17 protein-coding genes are annotated in these 17,434 nt (G+C 68.5%); 4 read left to right on the top strand and 13 right to left on the bottom strand.

Features of this window, described 5'->3' with window-relative positions; translation table 11 throughout:
* Nucleotides 1-27 precede the first annotated feature (27 nt).
* The 6 genes from IAI54_RS01990 to IAI54_RS02015 all read right to left on the bottom strand — a co-directional run bounded on the left by IAI54_RS01990 (nucleotide 28) and on the right by IAI54_RS02015 (nucleotide 4,601).
* On the bottom strand, nucleotides 28-981 hold the full coding sequence (locus IAI54_RS01990) for a FecR family protein (RefSeq protein ID WP_187970765.1): 954 nt from the start codon (nucleotides 979-981) through the stop codon (nucleotides 28-30).
* A 49-nt stretch (nucleotides 982-1,030) separates the two neighbouring features.
* Nucleotides 1,031-1,579 carry an RNA polymerase sigma factor gene (locus IAI54_RS01995; RefSeq protein WP_187970766.1) on the bottom strand — a complete coding sequence of 183 codons (549 nt, stop codon included), beginning with the start codon at nucleotides 1,577-1,579 and terminating at the stop codon, nucleotides 1,031-1,033.
* Nucleotides 1,580-2,008: 429 nt separating this feature from the next.
* Nucleotides 2,009-2,203, bottom strand: a complete 195-nt coding sequence (locus IAI54_RS02000) for a hypothetical protein (RefSeq protein ID WP_187970767.1) — start codon at nucleotides 2,201-2,203, stop codon at nucleotides 2,009-2,011.
* 104 nt (nucleotides 2,204-2,307) lie between these two features.
* Nucleotides 2,308-3,165, bottom strand: a complete 858-nt coding sequence (locus IAI54_RS02005) for a TrmH family RNA methyltransferase (protein ID WP_187970768.1) — start codon at nucleotides 3,163-3,165, stop codon at nucleotides 2,308-2,310.
* Between the two features lie 71 nt (nucleotides 3,166-3,236).
* Nucleotides 3,237-3,659, bottom strand: coding sequence for a VOC family protein (locus IAI54_RS02010; RefSeq protein ID WP_187970769.1), 423 nt, complete (start codon nucleotides 3,657-3,659; stop codon nucleotides 3,237-3,239).
* A gap of 93 nt (nucleotides 3,660-3,752) precedes the next feature.
* The gene (locus IAI54_RS02015; protein WP_187970770.1) at nucleotides 3,753-4,601 is read right to left on the bottom strand and encodes a helix-turn-helix domain-containing protein; all 849 of its coding nucleotides are present in this window, start codon (nucleotides 4,599-4,601) and stop codon (nucleotides 3,753-3,755) included.
* A 445-nt stretch (nucleotides 4,602-5,046) separates the two neighbouring features.
* Here IAI54_RS02015 and IAI54_RS02020 point away from each other — a divergent pair, with 445 nt between their 5' ends.
* Nucleotides 5,047-5,400, top strand: a complete 354-nt coding sequence (locus IAI54_RS02020) for a TerB family tellurite resistance protein (RefSeq protein ID WP_235679225.1) — start codon at nucleotides 5,047-5,049, stop codon at nucleotides 5,398-5,400.
* A gap of 3 nt (nucleotides 5,401-5,403) precedes the next feature.
* Here the strand turns inward: IAI54_RS02020 and IAI54_RS02025 are convergent, their stop codons facing one another.
* The 5 genes from IAI54_RS02025 to IAI54_RS02045 form a co-directional block, all read right to left on the bottom strand.
* Nucleotides 5,404-5,859, bottom strand: a complete 456-nt coding sequence (locus IAI54_RS02025; protein WP_187970771.1) for a GFA family protein — start codon at nucleotides 5,857-5,859, stop codon at nucleotides 5,404-5,406.
* Between the two features lie 15 nt (nucleotides 5,860-5,874).
* Nucleotides 5,875-7,500 (bottom strand): ABC transporter ATP-binding protein, encoded by a 1,626-nt coding sequence (locus IAI54_RS02030; protein ID WP_187970772.1) that lies wholly within the window; start codon nucleotides 7,498-7,500, stop codon nucleotides 5,875-5,877.
* Nucleotides 7,500-8,369, bottom strand: a complete 870-nt coding sequence (locus IAI54_RS02035) for an ABC transporter permease (RefSeq protein WP_187970773.1) — start codon at nucleotides 8,367-8,369, stop codon at nucleotides 7,500-7,502. The genes IAI54_RS02030 and IAI54_RS02035 overlap by 1 nt, the downstream gene beginning before the upstream one ends.
* The gene (locus IAI54_RS02040) at nucleotides 8,366-9,313 is read right to left on the bottom strand and encodes an ABC transporter permease (protein ID WP_187970774.1); all 948 of its coding nucleotides are present in this window, start codon (nucleotides 9,311-9,313) and stop codon (nucleotides 8,366-8,368) included. The genes IAI54_RS02035 and IAI54_RS02040 overlap by 4 nt, the downstream gene beginning before the upstream one ends.
* Nucleotides 9,314-9,461: 148 nt before the next feature.
* Complete coding sequence (locus IAI54_RS02045) at nucleotides 9,462-10,943, bottom strand: ABC transporter substrate-binding protein (RefSeq protein ID WP_187970775.1); 1,482 nt, start codon at nucleotides 10,941-10,943, stop codon at nucleotides 9,462-9,464.
* Between the two features lie 232 nt (nucleotides 10,944-11,175).
* Between IAI54_RS02045 and IAI54_RS02050 the strand changes: the two genes are divergently transcribed.
* Nucleotides 11,176-11,847 carry a glutathione S-transferase family protein gene (locus IAI54_RS02050; protein ID WP_187970776.1) on the top strand — a complete coding sequence of 224 codons (672 nt, stop codon included), beginning with the start codon at nucleotides 11,176-11,178 and terminating at the stop codon, nucleotides 11,845-11,847.
* Between the two features lie 22 nt (nucleotides 11,848-11,869).
* Here IAI54_RS02050 and IAI54_RS02055 read toward each other — a convergent pair whose 3' ends face one another.
* The gene (locus IAI54_RS02055) at nucleotides 11,870-12,304 is read right to left on the bottom strand and encodes a L,D-transpeptidase (RefSeq protein WP_187970777.1); all 435 of its coding nucleotides are present in this window, start codon (nucleotides 12,302-12,304) and stop codon (nucleotides 11,870-11,872) included.
* 96 nt (nucleotides 12,305-12,400) lie between these two features.
* Nucleotides 12,401-13,672: an acetylornithine deacetylase/succinyl-diaminopimelate desuccinylase family protein gene (locus tag IAI54_RS02060; protein WP_187970778.1), complete on the bottom strand. Its 1,272-nt coding sequence runs from the start codon at nucleotides 13,670-13,672 to the stop codon at nucleotides 12,401-12,403.
* A gap of 208 nt (nucleotides 13,673-13,880) precedes the next feature.
* Here IAI54_RS02060 and IAI54_RS02065 point away from each other — a divergent pair, with 208 nt between their 5' ends.
* Complete coding sequence (locus tag IAI54_RS02065; protein ID WP_187970779.1) at nucleotides 13,881-14,312, top strand: L,D-transpeptidase; 432 nt, start codon at nucleotides 13,881-13,883, stop codon at nucleotides 14,310-14,312.
* A 165-nt stretch (nucleotides 14,313-14,477) separates the two neighbouring features.
* Nucleotides 14,478-17,327 carry a molybdopterin oxidoreductase family protein gene (locus IAI54_RS02070; RefSeq protein ID WP_187970780.1) on the top strand — a complete coding sequence of 950 codons (2,850 nt, stop codon included), beginning with the start codon at nucleotides 14,478-14,480 and terminating at the stop codon, nucleotides 17,325-17,327.
* Nucleotides 17,328-17,434 lie beyond the last annotated feature (107 nt).

Raw genomic sequence — 17,434 nt, forward strand, 5'->3', positions numbered from 1 at the left:
GGATTTTTCAGCCTTCTCCGAAGAAATTCAGACGGGCGAGATGACCGTCAGGAAGCTGCCGATTTCGCGCACCCGCGCACCGAAGGGCCGCACGACGGCATCGAGCGCGCGAACCGGATCGCTGAGATCGAACACACCGCTGACCACGCGCGCGCCAAGCCCTGGATCCGCCACGACGACATGTCCGGGCTGCCAGCGGGCGATCTTCGCGACCACGGCTGCGACGGTCTCGTTCTCGGTCACGATCATGCCGCTTCGCCAGGCGGCGATCTGAAATGTCTCGCGCGTGCCGCGCGTGAAGCGGCGCGTCGCGGGGGCAAGCGTGAGCCACTGGCCGGCGGCAAGCTTCTCGGCCCCGCTCGGCTCCGTCTCCCGTGCGCGGACCTGAACCTCTCCATGCGCGACCGAGACGGAAACGAACCGCGCATCGTTCGACACGTCGAATGCCGTTCCGAGCGCGGTCGCAACGAGGCTGTCGGAGGTGACGGCGAAGGGGCGCGACGGATCATGCGCCACTTCGAAATAGGCCATGCCCGCCAGAAGGTCCATGTGGCGCCGGGTTTTGCCGTAGGCGATGGCAAGCGCGCTGTCGGGGCCGATCGTCGCCTTGCTGCCGTCGGGCAGATCGATACGCCTGATCTCGGCAGTCGTTGTGATGTGGTCCGCCTTCACGCGGCGGATCAGTGGAGGCAAGGTCAGGGCACCCGCCCCGATCAGGCCGAGGCCGGCCGCCCCGCCGATCACGAAGCTGCGCCTCGAAATCCCGTCCGTGTCGCGGGTCCTGGATTCTTCGGCCAGTATCTTTCCGGTCATGCCGTGTATCTCGGCAACGCGCGCCCAGGCATCTGCGTGCGCCGGACTGCGAGCGTTCCATGCGCGCACCATCTGGAGGGAAACCGGATTGGAAGGATCGCTCTGGAGGCGGATTGCCAGATCGGCAGCCTCCCGGAACAGGCGACGATCCTCAGATGATCCAGCCATGTATCCCTTGCCTGCGCCTTTCGCGGTGCTGCGGAAGGAGCCCCGACCGTCAGTACGAATGTCGGGCCGGAACCTTCTGCCGTTCGGTGAAGGCTCCGCCGCCAGCCGTCAACCGTTCGTCGATATGTTCGTAGGCGGTTCGGATCAGCGTCCAAGTCCGCGACACCGACAGGCCGAGTTCCGCCGCCACGGCCGCGATGGTCATCTCCTCCACGCGGTGCAGCACGAATGCCTTGCGGGTCCGCTCCGGCAGTTCGGCCAGTGCGGACTGCGTCAGGGCGAGGCGCTGCCGGTCATAGACGGCCGCTTCCGCTGACGGGGAAGGATCGACCACCGCCGCGAAGTCCTCGGCGGGAAGATCCACATAGGTCACAAGCCGCTCGCGACGCTGATGGTCGGTCCCGAGATTGCGGGCGGTCCGGAACAGATATCCGGCGGGATTGTGGAAAGCGGTGCCGGCCCTCGGGGGTGAGGAAAGGACGCGCACGAATGTCTCCTGCGTCAGATCGGCTGCCGTGTCCTCGTTGAATCCGCGACGACGAAGCGACAGCGCAATCTCGCGTGCATGCTTCCTGAAGAGAGTTTGGATGTCCCACATTCATCGCCTGCCTGCCCAGTCTCGTCCAACGCCGGGAGACCGCCGACATGGGCGGCCGTCCGGCGCTCGATCAGCCAGGGCCCTATCTGGCGATGTTCCGGGTAAGGTGCCTGATCGCCAAATCCTGACTAATCAAAGAAGGTTTTGATGACAAGCCGAAACTGAGACCGGTGGTGCGGGAACGGTCATGCCCGCGCGGGTGCTGTCTCTCGACGGCACTGGAGATGGGCGCGTTGGCAGGTGAAGCGCGGGCTGTGCGAACCGGCGAACCATGGCCGACCACCGACGAGATGACGATCTTCCGCGCCGGGCGGAGACCTTCCCGACGCGGATTTCCGGCGTGATGTGCCCGGCGTATCGTGCCGGTTGCCGCGCCGAAGGATGACGCCGCCCGAGCCTCGGCCGGTATCGGTCTTCAGCCCTCTCCGTTCAGTTGCCCGAGCAGGAGCCTTCGCCGCGCGAAGGCCGGATTGCCGAGAGGCGCGGAGCCTGCGGCCGCGCGGCGGCCTTGTCGGCGAGCGTCCTGTTCCGGACGGGCTCGCGCGTGGCCGGCATGGCGCCCCAGGGTGTCCACTGCGCGGGGCGGGCGCGGGAGCGATCGGACTGTCTGACATGCAGGGTCATGCGTCTGCCTCCTCTTTCCGTATGGTTAACAGTTTGGGTGGCAAACCGTCCGGATTTGAGGCCGAGGCATCGCCGAAATGTGGCGACGGCGGATGGCGCCGCGTTCAGGAACCGCCGTCGAGATGCCGGCGGGCGGCGTAGAGCGACACGGCCGCCGCATTGGAGACGTTGAGCGAACGGATCGCGCCCGGCATCTCGAGCCGGGCGAGCGCGGTCACCGTCTCGCGCGTCTTCTGGCGCAGGCCCTTGCCCTCGGCGCCGAGCACCAGCGCCAGGCGGTCGCCGGAGAGCGTCCCCTCGAGCACCGCCGGTCCTTCGGAGTCGAGACCGATGCTGGTGAAGCCGGCCGCGTGGATCTCGTCCAGCGCGGCTGCAAGGTTCTTCACCTCGATCATGTCGATGTGCTCCAGCGCGCCCGAGGCGGCCTTGGCCAGCACGCCCGATTCGGCCGGGCTGTGGCGCGACGTCGTCACCAGCGCGCCGGCGCCGAAGGCCACCGCCGAGCGCAGGATCGCGCCGACATTGTGCGGGTCCGTCACCTGGTCGAGCACCAGGATCAGCGGCGTGTCCGACAGCGCCGACAGCGCCTTGGGCTTCAGCGGCTTCGCCTCGATCATCGCGCCCTGGTGCACCGCGTCGCTGCCGAGCAGCCGGTCGATGGCGCGCGGCTCGACGATCTCGACCGGGAAGGGGAGGGCGGCCGGATCGGCGACGCCGAGCCGGTCGAGCGCGTTCTTCGTCGCCATCAGGCGGGTGACCTTGCGCCGCGGGTTGTCGAGCGCCGCCCGCACCGTGTGCAGGCCGTAGAGCCGAACCAGACCGTCCGGCGGCGGCTCGCCGGCAATCGGCGGCCCCGCGCGCCGCACGGGCGCGCCGGCCGGGCCGTTCTGGTCGCGATGGGTGCGCCGCAGCCTGGCGTAATGGCTGTCCTTCGGCGTCCCGCTCTTTTTCTCGTCGCTCATGCCGCCTCTATAGCGGGGCCGCGCGTGGAAGGATACGGCCGCGGCGCGGCGATCGCGCCGTTGCCCGCCGGTCAGCCGGCCGGCTCGTGCGCCTTCGGCCAGTAGGTGCCGAAGCTCCAGACGTTGCCTTCGGGATCGCGGCAGATGAACTCGCGGCTGCCGTAGTCGCGCTCGACCAGACCCTGCAGGATCTCTGCACCCGCCGCCCGCGCCCGTTCGAAGGCGGCGTCCGCATCGTCGACGGCGAGATAGAGCGCCTTGCCGCTCCGCCCGTCGGCCGCGCCCACCATGGCGCCGAAGGCGTCGTCCTTCTCGTCGCCGCACATGATCATCGAGGAGCCGAAGGCGAGTTCGGCATGGATCACCTTGCCGGCGTCGTTGGTGTACTTCGCATGCACGGCGAAGCCGAAGGCGTCGCAGAGAAAGGCGATCATCCTTTCGGCATCGCGGAAGCGCAAGGCGGGGTAGAGGCGGGGGGCTTCGATGGCGGTCATGGCGTGTTTCCCTTGTTGGAGCCGACGCTGCACCCTCGCACCGGCGCCGCTGTCCGGTCTTGAAGAAATGGTACCTCGGCGAAAGATACCGGATCAGGCGATCACCGGCGCCCGGGCCGGCAGTGCCACCGCGGTCGGCGGGGCGCCCGCGAAGTCGCGGAACTCACGCACCAGATGCGCCTGGTCGGCATAGCCGCAGGCGGCCGCGATGTCGGCCCAGTCGCGCGCCGCGTCGCCCTTCGCCAGCGCCAGCACCCGGTTGAACCGCGCCATCCGCGCCACCGCCTTCGGCCCGAGCCCGATCTCCTCGCGGAAGCGCTGGTTCAGGTGCTTGCGGCTCCAGTCGAGCCCGCGCGCGACGTCGCCGATGCGAACCGCCCCGCCCGAGCCGAGGATCCGGCTATAGGCATGCGCCACGGCCGCGTGGGGCTTCGGTCCGTGCGCCAGCCGGTTCGACAGGAAGGCCTCCACCCGGTCGAACCGCCGCTCCCAGTCCGGCTCCTCCGCGAGCCGCAGACGCAGGTCGCGCAGGTCTCCGTCGGCCAGTTCGTCCAGCGTCACCATCCGGCTGGCGATCGCCCGCATCGGCAGGGCGAAGAAGCGGAAGGCGCCGATCGGGGTGAAATCCACCTGGATGCACTCCGCCCCGCCCGTCGAACGGATCGTCACGAACCCCGGATGCAGGCCGGAGGTGAAGCTGCCGTAGCGGTCTTCGGCGGAAGGCGCGCGGCCGAGCGCGATCTCGAAGGGTTCTGCGAACGAGAGGATCAGCGGCACCACCAGCGGCGCCATCTCCACCGAGCCGGACAGCCCGAACCCGGTCTCGCGATAGCCGACGATCGACGCCACCAGCCCGCGATGCTCCTCCCGCACCGCGCGGCGGCGGAACTCCGGCGCATGGCGGGCCGGTACCGTCGAATTCCGCCCGGCATCGCCATCCATTCCGTTCACCTCCGTTGCCGGCAGGATAGGGCAGGTGGGCGGGGACGGCAAAGGTTCAGATACGTCGTCACGGAGCCGAAGCCTCCGCCCCGATCGTCCGCACCCCGTCGCGCCCCCCTCTGCCTGCCGGCATCTCCCCCACGAGGGGGGAGATCGATGTCGCCGCGGACGCAGCCATTCTTCGACGTTGCAGAATGAACGCCCGGTCGGAAGCTGCCGATCTCCCCCCCTCGTGGGGGAGATGCCGGCAGGCAGAGGGGGCGCCACGGAGCGCAGGCGCGTGCAATCCCGGGATTCGACGCTGGAACCCCGTTCCCACCCCGCGGGAATCCCGCTACTCTCCGGGCCAGACCCATGGGGGACGACGATGGCGGACGGATTCCTGTCGCGGATCATGTAGCTCTTCGAAGGCGATCCCGGCATCCGCCGCGTTGCCGACGATCCCGTGCTTACCGCCGAACTCCTGCTGCTCTTCCGCATGATCCTCGCTGACGGCGCGGTCGAGGAAAAGGAACTCGCCACCTTCAAGCGCATCTGCACGGACTCCTTCGGCATCCCGAAGGAAAGCCTCGTCGGCGTCATCCGCTACCTGCAGGACTATGGCTACGAGACCACCGGCGCCCAGGCGCTGGCGCTGTTCCAGACCCTCGACCGCGACCGCCGCATCCAGCTCGGCCGCCATCTCGCCGAGATCGCCAAGGCCGACGAGGACCTCTCCGAGCACGAGGTGCGGCTGCTCAAGCGGACGCTGGAAGTGCTCGACATCGACGCGAAGGAGATCGTCGGCGAAGGTGTTTGATTCTCACGTCCGCCAGCGCGCATAGGAGTCCACAAGTTCGCGGAACGCGCCTGCATCAGGGAAACGGTCGTAGCTGCGAACGGCGCCGGTCTCGGCGAAAGGCAGTTTCTCGATCGTGTATGTCTCCGCAAAGACCGCGAACCAGGACAGGTCCTGGAACAGGGTGGGCCGCACGTTGACGAGGCCTTCCAGCCCCGGCGGCCGCGTGAACATCCAGCTCATGCAGGCCGGGCAGAAGAAGTGCTGCAACGCCCCTCTCATTCCGCCCAGAACCGGTTCGCCTTCCACGACCTCGAAATCGTCCGCCGAAAACAGCGCGGACAGCGAGTAGGCCGAGGCAGACATCTTCTGGCAGCCGGTGCAGTGGCAGGCGCAGGTGAACAGCGGCGCGCCCTTGACCCGCATCCGGACACCGCCGCAGCGGCAGGTGCCGTCGAGTGGAAGCGAAATGGCCGACATGTCGCGCGTCTCCATCTACCCCTGCTCCATCATCCGCCGCCGGATCGCCCGCTTCAGGTCGGGTGCGGCCGCGACGAGGTCCTTCGCCGCATCCGAGCGCGGGTCGTCCAGCACCGCGTCGGTGCGGCCGGTCTCGACGATCCTCCCGTCATGCATCACCATCACCTCGTCGGTGATGGCGCGCGCCACCGTCAGGTCGTGGGTGATGAAGAGATAGGCGACGCCGAGCTTCTGGTTCAGTTCGGCGAACAGGTCGAGCACCTGCGCGCGGATCGACACGTCGAGCGCCGACACCGGCTCGTCGGCGACGACCAGCTTCGGCCGCGTGATGATGGCCCGCGCGATCGAGATGCGCTGGCGCTGGCCGCCGGAGAACTCGTGCGGATACTTGTCCATGTCGGGCTTGCGCAGGCCCACCTCGTGCAGCGCGTCCGCCACCATCTCGCGCCGCTCGGCGGGCGCGGGCTGCCGGTCGAGCAGATAGAGCGGCTCTGCCACCAGCCGCTCCACGGTGTGGCGCGGGTTGAACGAGCCGTACGGGTCCTGGAACACCACCTGCATGTTGCGCCGGAACGGCTTCAGCTCGGCTTCGCTCCTTGCGGTCAGCGAGGTGCCGAGGAAGCGGATGTCGCCGCCGGTCGGCCGGTCGAGCGCGAGAATCATCCGCGCGAGCGTCGACTTGCCGCAGCCCGAGCGGCCGACGAGGGCGACCGACTGGCCGGGCTTCATCGAGAAGGAGACGTTGTCGACGGCACGGAATTTCTCGGCGGGCCCGAACAGCGAGCGCCTGCGTCCCGGATAGTCGCGCACCACCGCGTCCACCTCGAGCAGATTGTCGCCCGCGGCGTGCGCGGCATGTCGGTTCGGCCGCGCCGGCACGTGCATGGAGGCTTCGGCCAGCTGGCGCGTGTAGGGGTGCACCTGCGCCGACAGCGTCGGCGCCGTCTCCCCTTCCTCCATGACCTCGCCGTGCCGCAGCACGGTGATCCGGTCGGCCATGTCGGTGACGACGGCAAGGTCGTGGGAGATCAGGAGCAGCCCCATCCGGTCCTCCGCCACCAGCCCGCGCAGCAGGTCGAGGATCTGCTTCTGCAGCACCACGTCGAGCGCCGTCGTCGGCTCGTCGGCGACGAGCAGCTTCGGCTTCAGCGCGCAGGCGATGGCGATCACGACGCGCTGGCGCTGCCCGCCCGAGAGCTGGTGCGGATAGCGCGACAGCGGGAACTTCGCTTCCGGCAGCCCGACGCGGTCGAGCATGCGCCGCGCCGAAGCCTCGGCGTCGGCGCGGCTGGCGCCGGTGTGCCAGCGGATGCCCTCGGCCACCTGCTCGCCGATCGTCTTCACCGGGTTCAGCGCCGTCATCGGTTCCTGGAACACCATGCCGATGTCGTTGCCGCGCAGCCGGCACATCGCCGCCTCGGGGGCGGCGAGGATGTCGATCCCGTCGAAGGTGACGCGGCCGGTGGCCTTCGCTGGGGTGGGCAGGAGCTGCATTAGCGTCAGCGCCGTCATCGACTTGCCGGAGCCCGATTCGCCCACCAGACCCATGGTCTCGCCGGCGCCGATGGTCAGGTCGATGCCTTTGAGGATCGGCACGCGGCCGATCGACAGAGACAGTTTCTCGATTTCGAGCAGGGCCATCAGCGTTCCCGCCTCAGCCGCGGGTCGAGCACGTCGCGCAGCCCGTCGCCGAGCAGGTTGAGCCCGAGCACGGTGACGACGATGGCGAAGCCCGGGAACAGCGCCAGGTGCGGCGCCACCATCATGCGCGTCTGCGCGTCGAACAGCATGCGCCCCCAGGAGGGCGCCGGCGGCTGCGCGCCGAGCCCGACATAGGAGAGGCCGGCTTCCGCCAGGATGCCCAGCGCGAACTGGATCGTGCCCTGCACCAGGAGCATCGAGGCCACGTTGGGCAGGATGTGCTCGACGGTGATGCGCGCCTTGCCCTTGCCGGCGGCGCGTGCGGCCAGGATGAACTCGCGCGGCCAGATCGACAGCGCGCCGGCCCGGGCCACGCGGGCGAAGACCGGGATGTTGAAGATGCCGATGGCGATGATGGCGTTGATCGCGCCCGGGCCGAAGATCGCGGTGATCAGCACCGCCGAGAGCAGCGCCGGAAAGGCGAAGACGAGGTCGTTGAAGCGCATCAGCGCCTCGTCGACCAGCCCGCCGCGCGCCGCCGCCCAGGCGCCGAGCGGCACGCCGATGCCCATGCCGATGCCCACCGCCACGATCGCCACCGCGATGGAGTTGCGCGAGCCGATCATGATCATGGTCAGGATGTCGCGGCCGAAATGGTCGGTCCCGAACGGGTGTTCCCAGGACAGGCCCTGCATGCGGTCGGCCACTTCGAGGCGCGTGATGTCGTAGGGCGCCCAGACGAAGGAGAGGAGCGCCATCGCCGCGATCAGTCCGGTGATGACCAGCCCGGCCACGAAGGACCGGTTTGCGAGCGCGGCGGCCAGGAACGACCCTTCCTGCGCTGCGGGCGAAATCGGTTCGGCGCTCACGCGTTCGACCTCAGGCGGGGATCGACCAGCGCGTAGCAGATGTCGACCACGATGTTGACCAGGATGACGGAGGCGACCAGCAGCATCACCACGCCCTCGACCACGATCAGGTCGCGCTGCGTGATCGCCTGGAAGACCAGGCGGCCGAGGCCGGGCAGGTAGAAGACGTTCTCGATGATGATCGTGCCGGCGAGCAGGAAGGCGAACTGCAGGCCGAGGATCGTCAGCACCGGGATCATCGCGTTGCGCAGCGCGTGCCGCCACAGGACGTGGCGCCGCGGCATGCCCTTGGCGCGCGCGGTGCGGATGTAGTCCTCGCCCAGCACCTCGAGCAGCGCCGAGCGCGTGACGCGCGACAGGATGGCGGCCTGGGGGAGGGCGAGCGCGACGGCCGGCATCAGCAGCGCCTTGATGCCGGGCCAGACGCCCGCATCCCAGCCGGGAAAGCCGCCGGAAGGCACCAGCCGCAGCCAGACCGCGAAGATGTAGATCAGGATCAGCGCGAACCAGAAATTCGGCACCGCGACGCCGATCTGAGCCGCACCCATGGTGATGGTGTCGGCCGCCTTGCCGCGCCGTGCGGCGGCAAACAGCCCGACCGGAATCGCGATGACGGTGGACATCGCCAGCGCGATCAGCGCCAGCGGCAGCGACACCACCGCGCGCTCGGCGATGAGATCGAGGACCGGCGAGGAATAGGTGAAGGATCGGCCGAAATCCCCGGTCAGCAGGCCGCCGATCCAGCTCGCGTAGCGGACGAGCAGCGGCTGATCGAGGCCCATCTGCTCGCGCAGCGCCGCCACCGCCTCGTCGGTCGCGTTCATGCCGAGCATCAGCTGCGCCGGATCGCCCGGCAGCACCTCCAGCACCGCGAAGACGACGACGGACGCGACGATGAGCGTCACGAAGCCGACCGAGAGTCGTTTGGCGAGAAAGGCGATCATGTCATGTCGGACGGTTTCCGTCCCCCGGCATGCGGGAAGACGGACGGGGCAGGGAACGCGGGACAGCCGGACCGGAGAAGGGCGGCGCGAGGCCGCCCTTCATGTCCGTGATCTGTCGGCCCGCGGCTCGGCGCGACGGCGCCTGGCCTCAATCCGCCCACTTCACCCCGGTCAGGTCCGTGGCCTGGATCGGCGCGTTCTCCCACATGCCTTCGAGCTTGGCGTCCCACACGCCGACCTTCGGCAGCTGGAACAGGAAGCCGTTCACCGCGTCCTTGGCGAGGATTTCCTGCGCCTGCTTGAACAGCTCGTTGCGCTTGGCCGGGTCGGAGGCGACGTCGAGCTCGGCGATCACCTTGTCGAAGTCCGGGTTGTCGTAGTTGAAGTAGTAGTCCTTGCGGGCATAGATCCCGATGTCGTTCGGCTCCGTGTGCGAGACGATCGTCAGGTCGTAGTCCTTGCCCTTGAAGGCCTGCTCCAGCCACTGCGCCCATTCCACCGGGATGATCTCGAGCTCGATGCCGATCTCGCGCAGCTGCGAGGCGATCACCTGGCCGCCGTCGCGGGCATAGGCAGGCGGCGGCAGCTTCAGCGTCGCCTTGAAGCCGTCCGGATAGCCGGCCTCCGCCAGCAGCGCCTTGGCCTTCTCGATGTCCTTCGGATAGGTGCCGGTCAGGTCGACATAGGCCTCGTTGGCGGGCGAAAAATGCGAGCCGATCGGCGTGCCGAGGCCCGACGAGCCGGCCGCCATGATGGCCTCGCGGTCGAGCGTGTGCGCGATCGCCTGGCGAACCTTCAGATTGTCGAAGGGCGCCTTCTTGTTGTTGGTCGCCAGAACCGTCTCGCCCTCCGTCGCGCCGATCACCACCTTGAAGCGTGGGTCGGACTGGATCTGCGGCAGCGCGTCGCCTGCCGGCATGTTCGGGAAGGCCTGCACGTCGCCCGACAGCAGCGCCGGCACGGCCGCCGCGGCATCCGGGATGATGCGGAACTCGGCCTTGTCGAGCGCCACGGCCTCGCCCCAGTAGTCCGGGTTCTTGACGATCGTGATCGACGAGCCCTTGGCCCAGCTGTCGAACTTGAAGGGGCCGGTGCCGATCGGCTTTTCCTTGTTGCCGTCGGCGCTCTCGGGCGCGACGATCACGGCGTCGCCCCAGCCGAGATTGTAGAGGAACGAGCCCTGCGGCTGCTTCAGCGTCACCTTGACCGTCGTGGCATCCACGGCCTCGACGGAATCGATCTGCGCGAACAGGCCCTTCTGGGCATTGGTGGAATCCTCGGCGCGGGCGCGGTCGAGCGAGAACTTGACGTCCTCCGCGGTCAGTTCGGTGCCGTCGTGGAATTTCACGCCCTCGTGCAGCTTGAAGGTGTAGACCTTGCCGTCCTCCGAGATGTCCCAGCTCGCGGCCAGCGCGGGCTCGACCTCGCCGGCGGGGCCGATGCTGGTCAGGCCCTCGAAGACGTTGGCATAGACCACCTCGTCGATGGCGGCGGCGGCGCCGGCCGTCGGATCGAGATGCGGCGGCTCCAGCACCACGCCCACCACCACGTCGGTGCGGGCGGCGAAGGCCGCCGTCGACGAGGCCAGCGCCAGCGCCGTCGCGGCCAGTATGCTTTTCCAGGCACTCATTGTTTTTGCTCCCATTGTTGCCGGATCGGTGCGCGATCAAAGCGCGATTTCCGGCGGGAGTAAATCGCGTTTCGCATGAGCCAGCCCGCCGTCACCGTTTTTTCCCCGCGTGCCGCGCGACCTGCCGCCTCGCGGGCCACTGCCGCCCGAGAGGAGGCCATGCAACGCATGGATCGCGCCGCCTCGATCCTGTAGAAAGGCCGCGACGTTCAGCCACGCGGGACCCGCAGACATGATCACCGTCCACTACCTCGAAAAGTCGCGCGCCCACCGCGCCCTCTGGCTGCTCGAGGAACTCGGCCTCGACTACGAGGTGAAGACCTACCGCCGCACGAAGGATTTTCGCGCGCCCGAGAGCCTCAAGGCGGTCCACCCGCTCGGCAAGTCGCCGGTGATCGAGGACGACGGCCGCGTCGTCGCCGAAAGCGGCGCGATCACCGAGTATCTCGTGGAGAGGTACGGCGGCGAGGGCCTGCGTCCGGCCGCCGACACCGAGGAGCGGCTGCGCTACACCTACTGGATGCACTATGCGGAAGGGTCCGCGATGCCGCTCCTGGTCATGAAGCTCATCTTCTCGCGGCTGCCCGCGCAGATGCCCTTCGTCCTGCGCCCGGTGGCCCGCATGATCTCCGGCGGCGTCAACGGCAAGCTGATCGACCCGCAGCTCGCCGACCATCTGGCGCTCTGGAAGACCGAGCTCGCCCGCGACGGGTATTTCGCGGGCAAGGAGTTCTCGGCAGCCGACATCGCCATGAGCTTTCCGGTCGAGGCGGGCCTGACGCGCATCGCCGACGGCCAGGACGTCGCGGTGCTGCGCCGCTGGCTGGAGGCGATCCGCGCCCGTCCGGCCTACAAGCGGGCCATTACGCGCGGCGGCGACACCTACGGCTATTCGAAGACCTGACGCGCGCCGCCGGAGGCCGCCCTCAGGGCTCGACGACGATCATGACGTTGTCGAGCCCTTCGCGTTTCGCCATCTCGAACAGGATCGCCGCGTTGTCGGGATGCAGCCGCACGCAGCCCGCCGAGGCCGGCTGGCCGAGCTTCGAGACGCTCGTCGTGCCGTGGACGGCGTAGTTGCCGTTGTAGAAGATCGAGAACGGCATCGGCGCGTTGTCGTAGAGGCTGGACTTGTGGTTCTTCGACAGCCACTTCGCCTTCCAGCTTCCCACCGGCGTCACCTTGCCGCGCCGGGCGGTCGAGACCGCCCAGGTGTGCACCGGAAGGCCGTTGTAGCTCACCGTCATCTGCTGCTGCGCGATGCTCACCCGTGCAACCACGGTTGCCGCCTGAGATGCCGCGGGCGTCGTCACAGCGAGCGCGCAGAAGACGAGCGTGGCGGCGATTGCGTTGCGTATCATGGAGACCCCCGTTTTACCCGTATGTGCTTCTGTTCAAACAAGGATCGGGTTACGGTCCAGTCAACGCGCGTTCACATCTTCGTCAGCGCGATGCTCTCAGCCGCCGCGCAGCAGCCTGTCGAGGCTCATCGCCATGACCTTGGCCGATTCCACCATGTCGGCGATGCCCACCCACTCGTCGGGCGTGTGGGCGAGGTCCAGAATCCCCGGGCCGTAGGCCACGCAGTCGTGCAGATGGCCGATGCGCGCGATGTGCTTCTGGTCGTAGGTGCCGGGGGAAACGACGTAGTCCGGCTCCTTGCCCAGCACCGCGCGGATGCCGGCGGCGATCGCCTCGGCCACCGGCGCGTCGCGCTCGGTCATCAGCGGCAGCACCTCCATCAGGTCCTTGACCACGTAGTCGAAGCGCGGCCGGTCCTGCTTCAGACGCTCCAGGATCGACAGCACCTCGCCCTTCACCGTCTGGATGTCCTCCTCCAGCAGGAAGCGCCGGTCGATGACGATGCGGCAGGAATCCGGCACGTTGGGGGAGGGCAGGCCGGGGAAGAAATCCTCGGTCTGGCCGCCATGGATGGAGTTGATGTTCATCGTCGAGCGCCGCGCCCCTTCCGGCACCACCGGCGTGCGCGTCTGCTTCTGGTCGAGGGCCGGGAACAGCTGCTCCTCGAAGGCATGCAGCACCGCACCCATGTGCCGCACCGCCGAATCGCCGAGGAACGGCATCGAGCCATGCGCGATCGTGCCCTTGGTCTCGATCTCCGCCCACCACACGCCGCGGTGTCCGAGGCAGATGCGGTCCTTGTTCAGCGGCTCGGGAATGATCACGTGGTCGACGCGCGGCTTGGAGAAATAGCCGAGCTTCGCCAGATGGGCGACGCCGCCGAAGCCGCCGGATTCCTCGTCCACCGTGCCCGACACCTCGATGGCGCCCGGATAATCCGGATTGACCGCGAGGAAGGCCTCCACCGCGATGATCGAGGCGGCGAGCCCGCCCTTCATGTCGCAGGCGCCGCGCCCGTACACCCGGCCGTCCTTCACCACGCCGCCGAACGGGTCCATGGTCCAGCCTTCGCCGGCCTCCACCACGTCGATATGCGAGTTGAAATGCACCGTCGGTCCCGGCCTGCCGCCTTCGCGCCTGGCGATCACGTTCGTGCGCGGATAGCGGTCCGAATCGCCCGGCGCCCCTTCGCCGCGGATCAGCGTCGTCTCGAAGCCCGAACGGCGCATCCGCTCCCCGATGAACTCGGCGCAGGGCGTGTAGGCGTCGCCCGGCGGGTTCACGGTCGGGAAGCGGATCAGGTCCGAGGTGAGGGTGACGAGGTCGTCGGTGCGGGCCTCGATGGCGGCGAAGAGCTGTTCATTCATGATGGGCGAATTGAGCAGGCTGGCCCGGCGTTTTGCAAGCGCAAGCCTGTGGAAAGGTCTGGCCCAGCGGCAGCGGCACGGTGGCGCAGCCGCGGCCGGCGCCGAAACTCTTCGGTAACGGTCTGTTGCACGAGTGTAAAACTGTTCACTGACGGTTCACCGGCGTGCCCGTACCGTAGCGTCATCGGCAACATTTCAAGGTGACGTCATGAGAAAATTCGTACTGATGGTTCTGGCCGCTGCGGGGATGCTGGCCGCAGCCGCATCCGCGAGCTTCGCCAGCACGCTCGTCGCGCGGGTCGACGTGTCGAGCCAGACCATGACCGTGTCGAAGCACGGCCGCGTGCTCTACACCTGGCCGGTGTCGACGGCCCGTTCGGGCTACGTCACGCCGCGCGGCCAGTACAAGCCGACCCGGATGCACAAGATGTGGTATTCGCGCAAATACGACATGTCGCCGATGCCCTATTCGATCTTCTTCCGCGGCGGCTACGCCATCCACGGCACCAACTACGTCAAGCAGCTCGGCCGCCCGGCCTCGCATGGCTGCGTTCGCCTGCACACCGCCAACGCCGCCCGGCTCTACGCGCTGGTCAAGGAAGTCGGCGCCGGCAACGCCCAGATCGTCGTCACGAACTGAACCCGTCCTCCCGGGCAGGACCGGCGGCCGCGCGCAACGTCCACGCGGCCGCCCTTTTCGTTGGTCCAGGGGTGCGAACGCGCGATGACGGTCGCCAAATCGCCGGGCCAGGCAATTCCCATGCGGCGCGGTCTTGTATAGGACTCCTCCGCATGAGGGCTCCGAATGACCGCTGAACCGCGCCTGGCGCTGTCCGAACCCGTCGGCGACACGGTGCGCAAGACCACCTGCTACATGTGCGCCTGCCGCTGCGGCATCGACGTCCATCTGAAGGACGGGAAGATCCGCTACATCGAGGGCAACCGCGACCATCCGGTCAATCGCGGCGTCCTCTGCGCCAAGGGCTCGGCCGGCATCATGCAGCACAACGCGCCGGCGCGGCTGAACGGCCCGATGCTGCGCACCGGTCCGCGCGGTTCGGGGCAATTCCGGGAGATCTCCTGGGACGAGGCGCTGACACTGGCGAGCGGCTGGCTGGGCGATGTGCGCCGCACCGACCCCAAGAAGCTCGCCTTCTTCACCGGCCGCGACCAGAGCCAGGCGCTGACCAGCTTCTGGGCGCAGCAGTTCGGCACGCCCAACTATGCCGCCCATGGCGGCTTCTGCTCGGTCAACATGGCGGCCGCGGGCATCATGACCATCGGCGGCGCCTTCTGGGAGTTCGGCGCGCCCGACTGGGACCGCACGAAGCTCTTCGTGATGTTCGGCGTGGCGGAAGACCATGATTCCAACCCGCTGAAGATCGGCATCTCGAAGCTGAAGAGCCGCGGCGCCCGCTTCGTCTCGGTCAATCCGGTGCGCACCGGCTATTCCGCCATCGCCGACAACTGGATCGGGGTGCGGCCCGGCACCGACGGCCTGCTGATCCTGTCTCTCGTGCACGAACTGCTGAAGGCGCGGCGCATCGACGTCGACTACCTCCTCCGCTACTCCAACGCCGCCTGGCTCGTCATCGACGCGCCGGGCACCGCCGATCACGGGCTTTTCGCCCGCGACGGCGAGGGCAGGGCGCTCGTCTGGAACACCGCGACCGCGGAGGCCATGGCCGACGGCCCCGGCGTCCGCCCCGCGCTCTCCGGCCGCTTCACGCTGCCCGACGGCCGCGCGGCCGTCCCGTCCTTCGCGCTCCTTGCCGAGACCTATCTCGACGCCCGCTACGCACCCGAGACCGTCGCCGCCGAGACGGGCGTCTCCGCCGACACGATCCGGGGCCTGGCCAGCGAGATCGGCCGCGTCGCCTTCGACGAGGCGATCACGGTCGAGCAGGCCTGGACCGACATGCACGGGCAGGCGCACGCCCGGTTCGTCGGCCGGCCGGTCTCCTTCCACGCCATGCGCGGCATCTCGGCCCATTCCAACGGCTTCCAGACGGCGCGCGCGCTGCACATGCTGCAGGTGCTGATCGGCGCCGTCGACTGCCCCGGCGGCTTCCGCTTCGAGCCGCCCTATCCCAAGCCCGTCGAGGCGCATCCGCGCCCGCACGGCAAGGCCGAGCATTTCGGCTCCTCGCAGCCGCTGGCCGGCCCGCATCTCGGCTTTCCGCGCGGTCCCGAGGACCTTCTGATCGACGCCGAGGGCAATCCGGCGCGCATCGACAAGGCCTTCTCCTGGGACGCGCCGATCTCGGCCCACGGGCTGATGCACATGGTCATCTCCAATGCCCATGCCGGCGATCCCTATCCGGTCGACGTGCTGTTCCTCTACATGGCCAACATGGCCTGGAACTCGTCGATGAACACCGGCGGCGTCATCCGCATGCTGGAGGAGAAGGATTCCGAAACCGGCGAATACCGCATCCCGAAGATCATCGTCTCGGACGCCTATTCGTCGGAAATGGTCGCCTATGCCGATCTCGTCCTGCCCGACACGACCTATCTCGAGCGGCACGACTGCATCTCGATGCTCGACCGGCCGATCTCGGAGCCCGACGCGGTGCAGGACGCGATCCGCTGGCCGGTGGTCGAGCCCGACCGGCCCGGCCACCACGGGGTGCGCGGCTTCCAGTCGGTGCTCCTCGATCTCGGTGCGCGGCTGCGCCTGCCGGGCTTCGCCGACAGCCGGGGCACGCCGCTCTACCGCGACTATGCCGATTACATCGTGCGCCACGAGCGCCGCCCCGGCATCGGTCCGCTCGCCGGCTTCCGCGGCGCCGATGGCGACCGCGCCGGGCGGGGTGCGGCCAATCCGGACCAGCTCCGGCGCTACGTCGACAACGGCTCGTTCTTCGTCCAGCATCTGCCGGCCGAAGCCCTGTTCTTCAAGCACGCCAACCGCGCCTATCAGGATTTCGCGGTGAAGATGGGCTTCTTTGATACGCCACAGCCGGTCACCTTCCAGCTCTACCAGGAGACGCTGCAGAAGTTCCGCCTGTCGGCAGAGGGCCTGCGCGAACCGGTGGCGCCTGCCACCCACCGCGACCGCATCCTCGCCGCCTTCTCGCCGCTGCCCTCATGGTATCGCCCGCTGGAGGAGGCCGCGATCGACCGCGACGCCTTCCCGCTGCACGCCATCACCCAGCGCCCGGCGGCGATGTACCATTCCTGGGGCTCGATGAACGCCTGGCTGCGCCAGATCCACACGCGCAACCCGCTCTACGTGCCGGGCGCCGTCTGCGACGCGGCCGGCCTCGCCGACGGCGACTGGGCCTGGCTTGTCTCGCCGCACGGCCGCATCAAGGTCGAGGTCGCGCGCATGGAGGCCGTCAACGGCGCAACGCTGTGGACCTGGAACGCCATCGGCAAGCGCAAGGGCGCCTGGGGCCTGTCGCCGGACGCCCCCGAAGCGAAGCGCGGCTTCCTGCTCAACCACCTCATCAACGAACTCCTGCCGCCGAAGGCGGACGGCCTGCGCTGGTCGAACTCCGATCCGATCACCGGTCAGGCCGCCTGGTACGACCTGCGTGTGCGGATCGAGAAGGCGGAGCCCGGCGGGGAGGCCGAGCCGCAGTTCCCGCCGGTGGCTGCGTCCGGATCGAGCCCGGCGGAGCTGCGCTACGGACAGGAGTGGAGCAAGTGAGCGCGAGATTCATGTGCGGCGGGCGGTTCCGGGTGGACGCAACGACCGCGAGGTCTGCGCGTGCGATACCCCCACCCCTTACCCCTCCACTCAAGGGGGAGGGGGAC

It is taken from the genome of Aquibium microcysteis (assembly GCF_014495845.1).
Lineage (GTDB): Bacteria > Pseudomonadota > Alphaproteobacteria > Rhizobiales > Rhizobiaceae > Aquibium > Aquibium microcysteis.

Excerpts from the sequence above, each read along its gene's own strand:
- IAI54_RS01990 (WP_187970765.1), bottom strand. The coding sequence starts at position 981 with ATGGCTGGATCATCTGAGGATCGTCGCCTGTTCCGGGAGGCTGCCGAT.
- IAI54_RS01995 (WP_187970766.1), bottom strand. The coding sequence starts at position 1,579 with ATGTGGGACATCCAAACTCTCTTCAGGAAGCATGCACGCGAGATTGCG.
- IAI54_RS02000 (WP_187970767.1), bottom strand. The coding sequence starts at position 2,203 with ATGACCCTGCATGTCAGACAGTCCGATCGCTCCCGCGCCCGCCCCGCG.
- IAI54_RS02005 (WP_187970768.1), bottom strand. The coding sequence starts at position 3,165 with ATGAGCGACGAGAAAAAGAGCGGGACGCCGAAGGACAGCCATTACGCC.
- IAI54_RS02010 (WP_187970769.1), bottom strand. The coding sequence starts at position 3,659 with ATGACCGCCATCGAAGCCCCCCGCCTCTACCCCGCCTTGCGCTTCCGC.
- IAI54_RS02015 (WP_187970770.1), bottom strand. The coding sequence starts at position 4,601 with ATGGATGGCGATGCCGGGCGGAATTCGACGGTACCGGCCCGCCATGCG.
- IAI54_RS02025 (WP_187970771.1), bottom strand. The coding sequence starts at position 5,859 with ATGTCGGCCATTTCGCTTCCACTCGACGGCACCTGCCGCTGCGGCGGT.
- IAI54_RS02030 (WP_187970772.1), bottom strand. The coding sequence starts at position 7,500 with ATGGCCCTGCTCGAAATCGAGAAACTGTCTCTGTCGATCGGCCGCGTG.
- IAI54_RS02040 (WP_187970774.1), bottom strand. The coding sequence starts at position 9,313 with ATGATCGCCTTTCTCGCCAAACGACTCTCGGTCGGCTTCGTGACGCTC.
- IAI54_RS02045 (WP_187970775.1), bottom strand. The coding sequence starts at position 10,943 with ATGAGTGCCTGGAAAAGCATACTGGCCGCGACGGCGCTGGCGCTGGCC.
- IAI54_RS02050 (WP_187970776.1), top strand. The coding sequence starts at position 11,176 with ATGATCACCGTCCACTACCTCGAAAAGTCGCGCGCCCACCGCGCCCTC.
- IAI54_RS02055 (WP_187970777.1), bottom strand. The coding sequence starts at position 12,304 with ATGATACGCAACGCAATCGCCGCCACGCTCGTCTTCTGCGCGCTCGCT.
- IAI54_RS02060 (WP_187970778.1), bottom strand. The coding sequence starts at position 13,672 with ATGAATGAACAGCTCTTCGCCGCCATCGAGGCCCGCACCGACGACCTC.
- IAI54_RS02065 (WP_187970779.1), top strand. The coding sequence starts at position 13,881 with ATGAGAAAATTCGTACTGATGGTTCTGGCCGCTGCGGGGATGCTGGCC.
- IAI54_RS02070 (WP_187970780.1), top strand. The coding sequence starts at position 14,478 with ATGACCGCTGAACCGCGCCTGGCGCTGTCCGAACCCGTCGGCGACACG.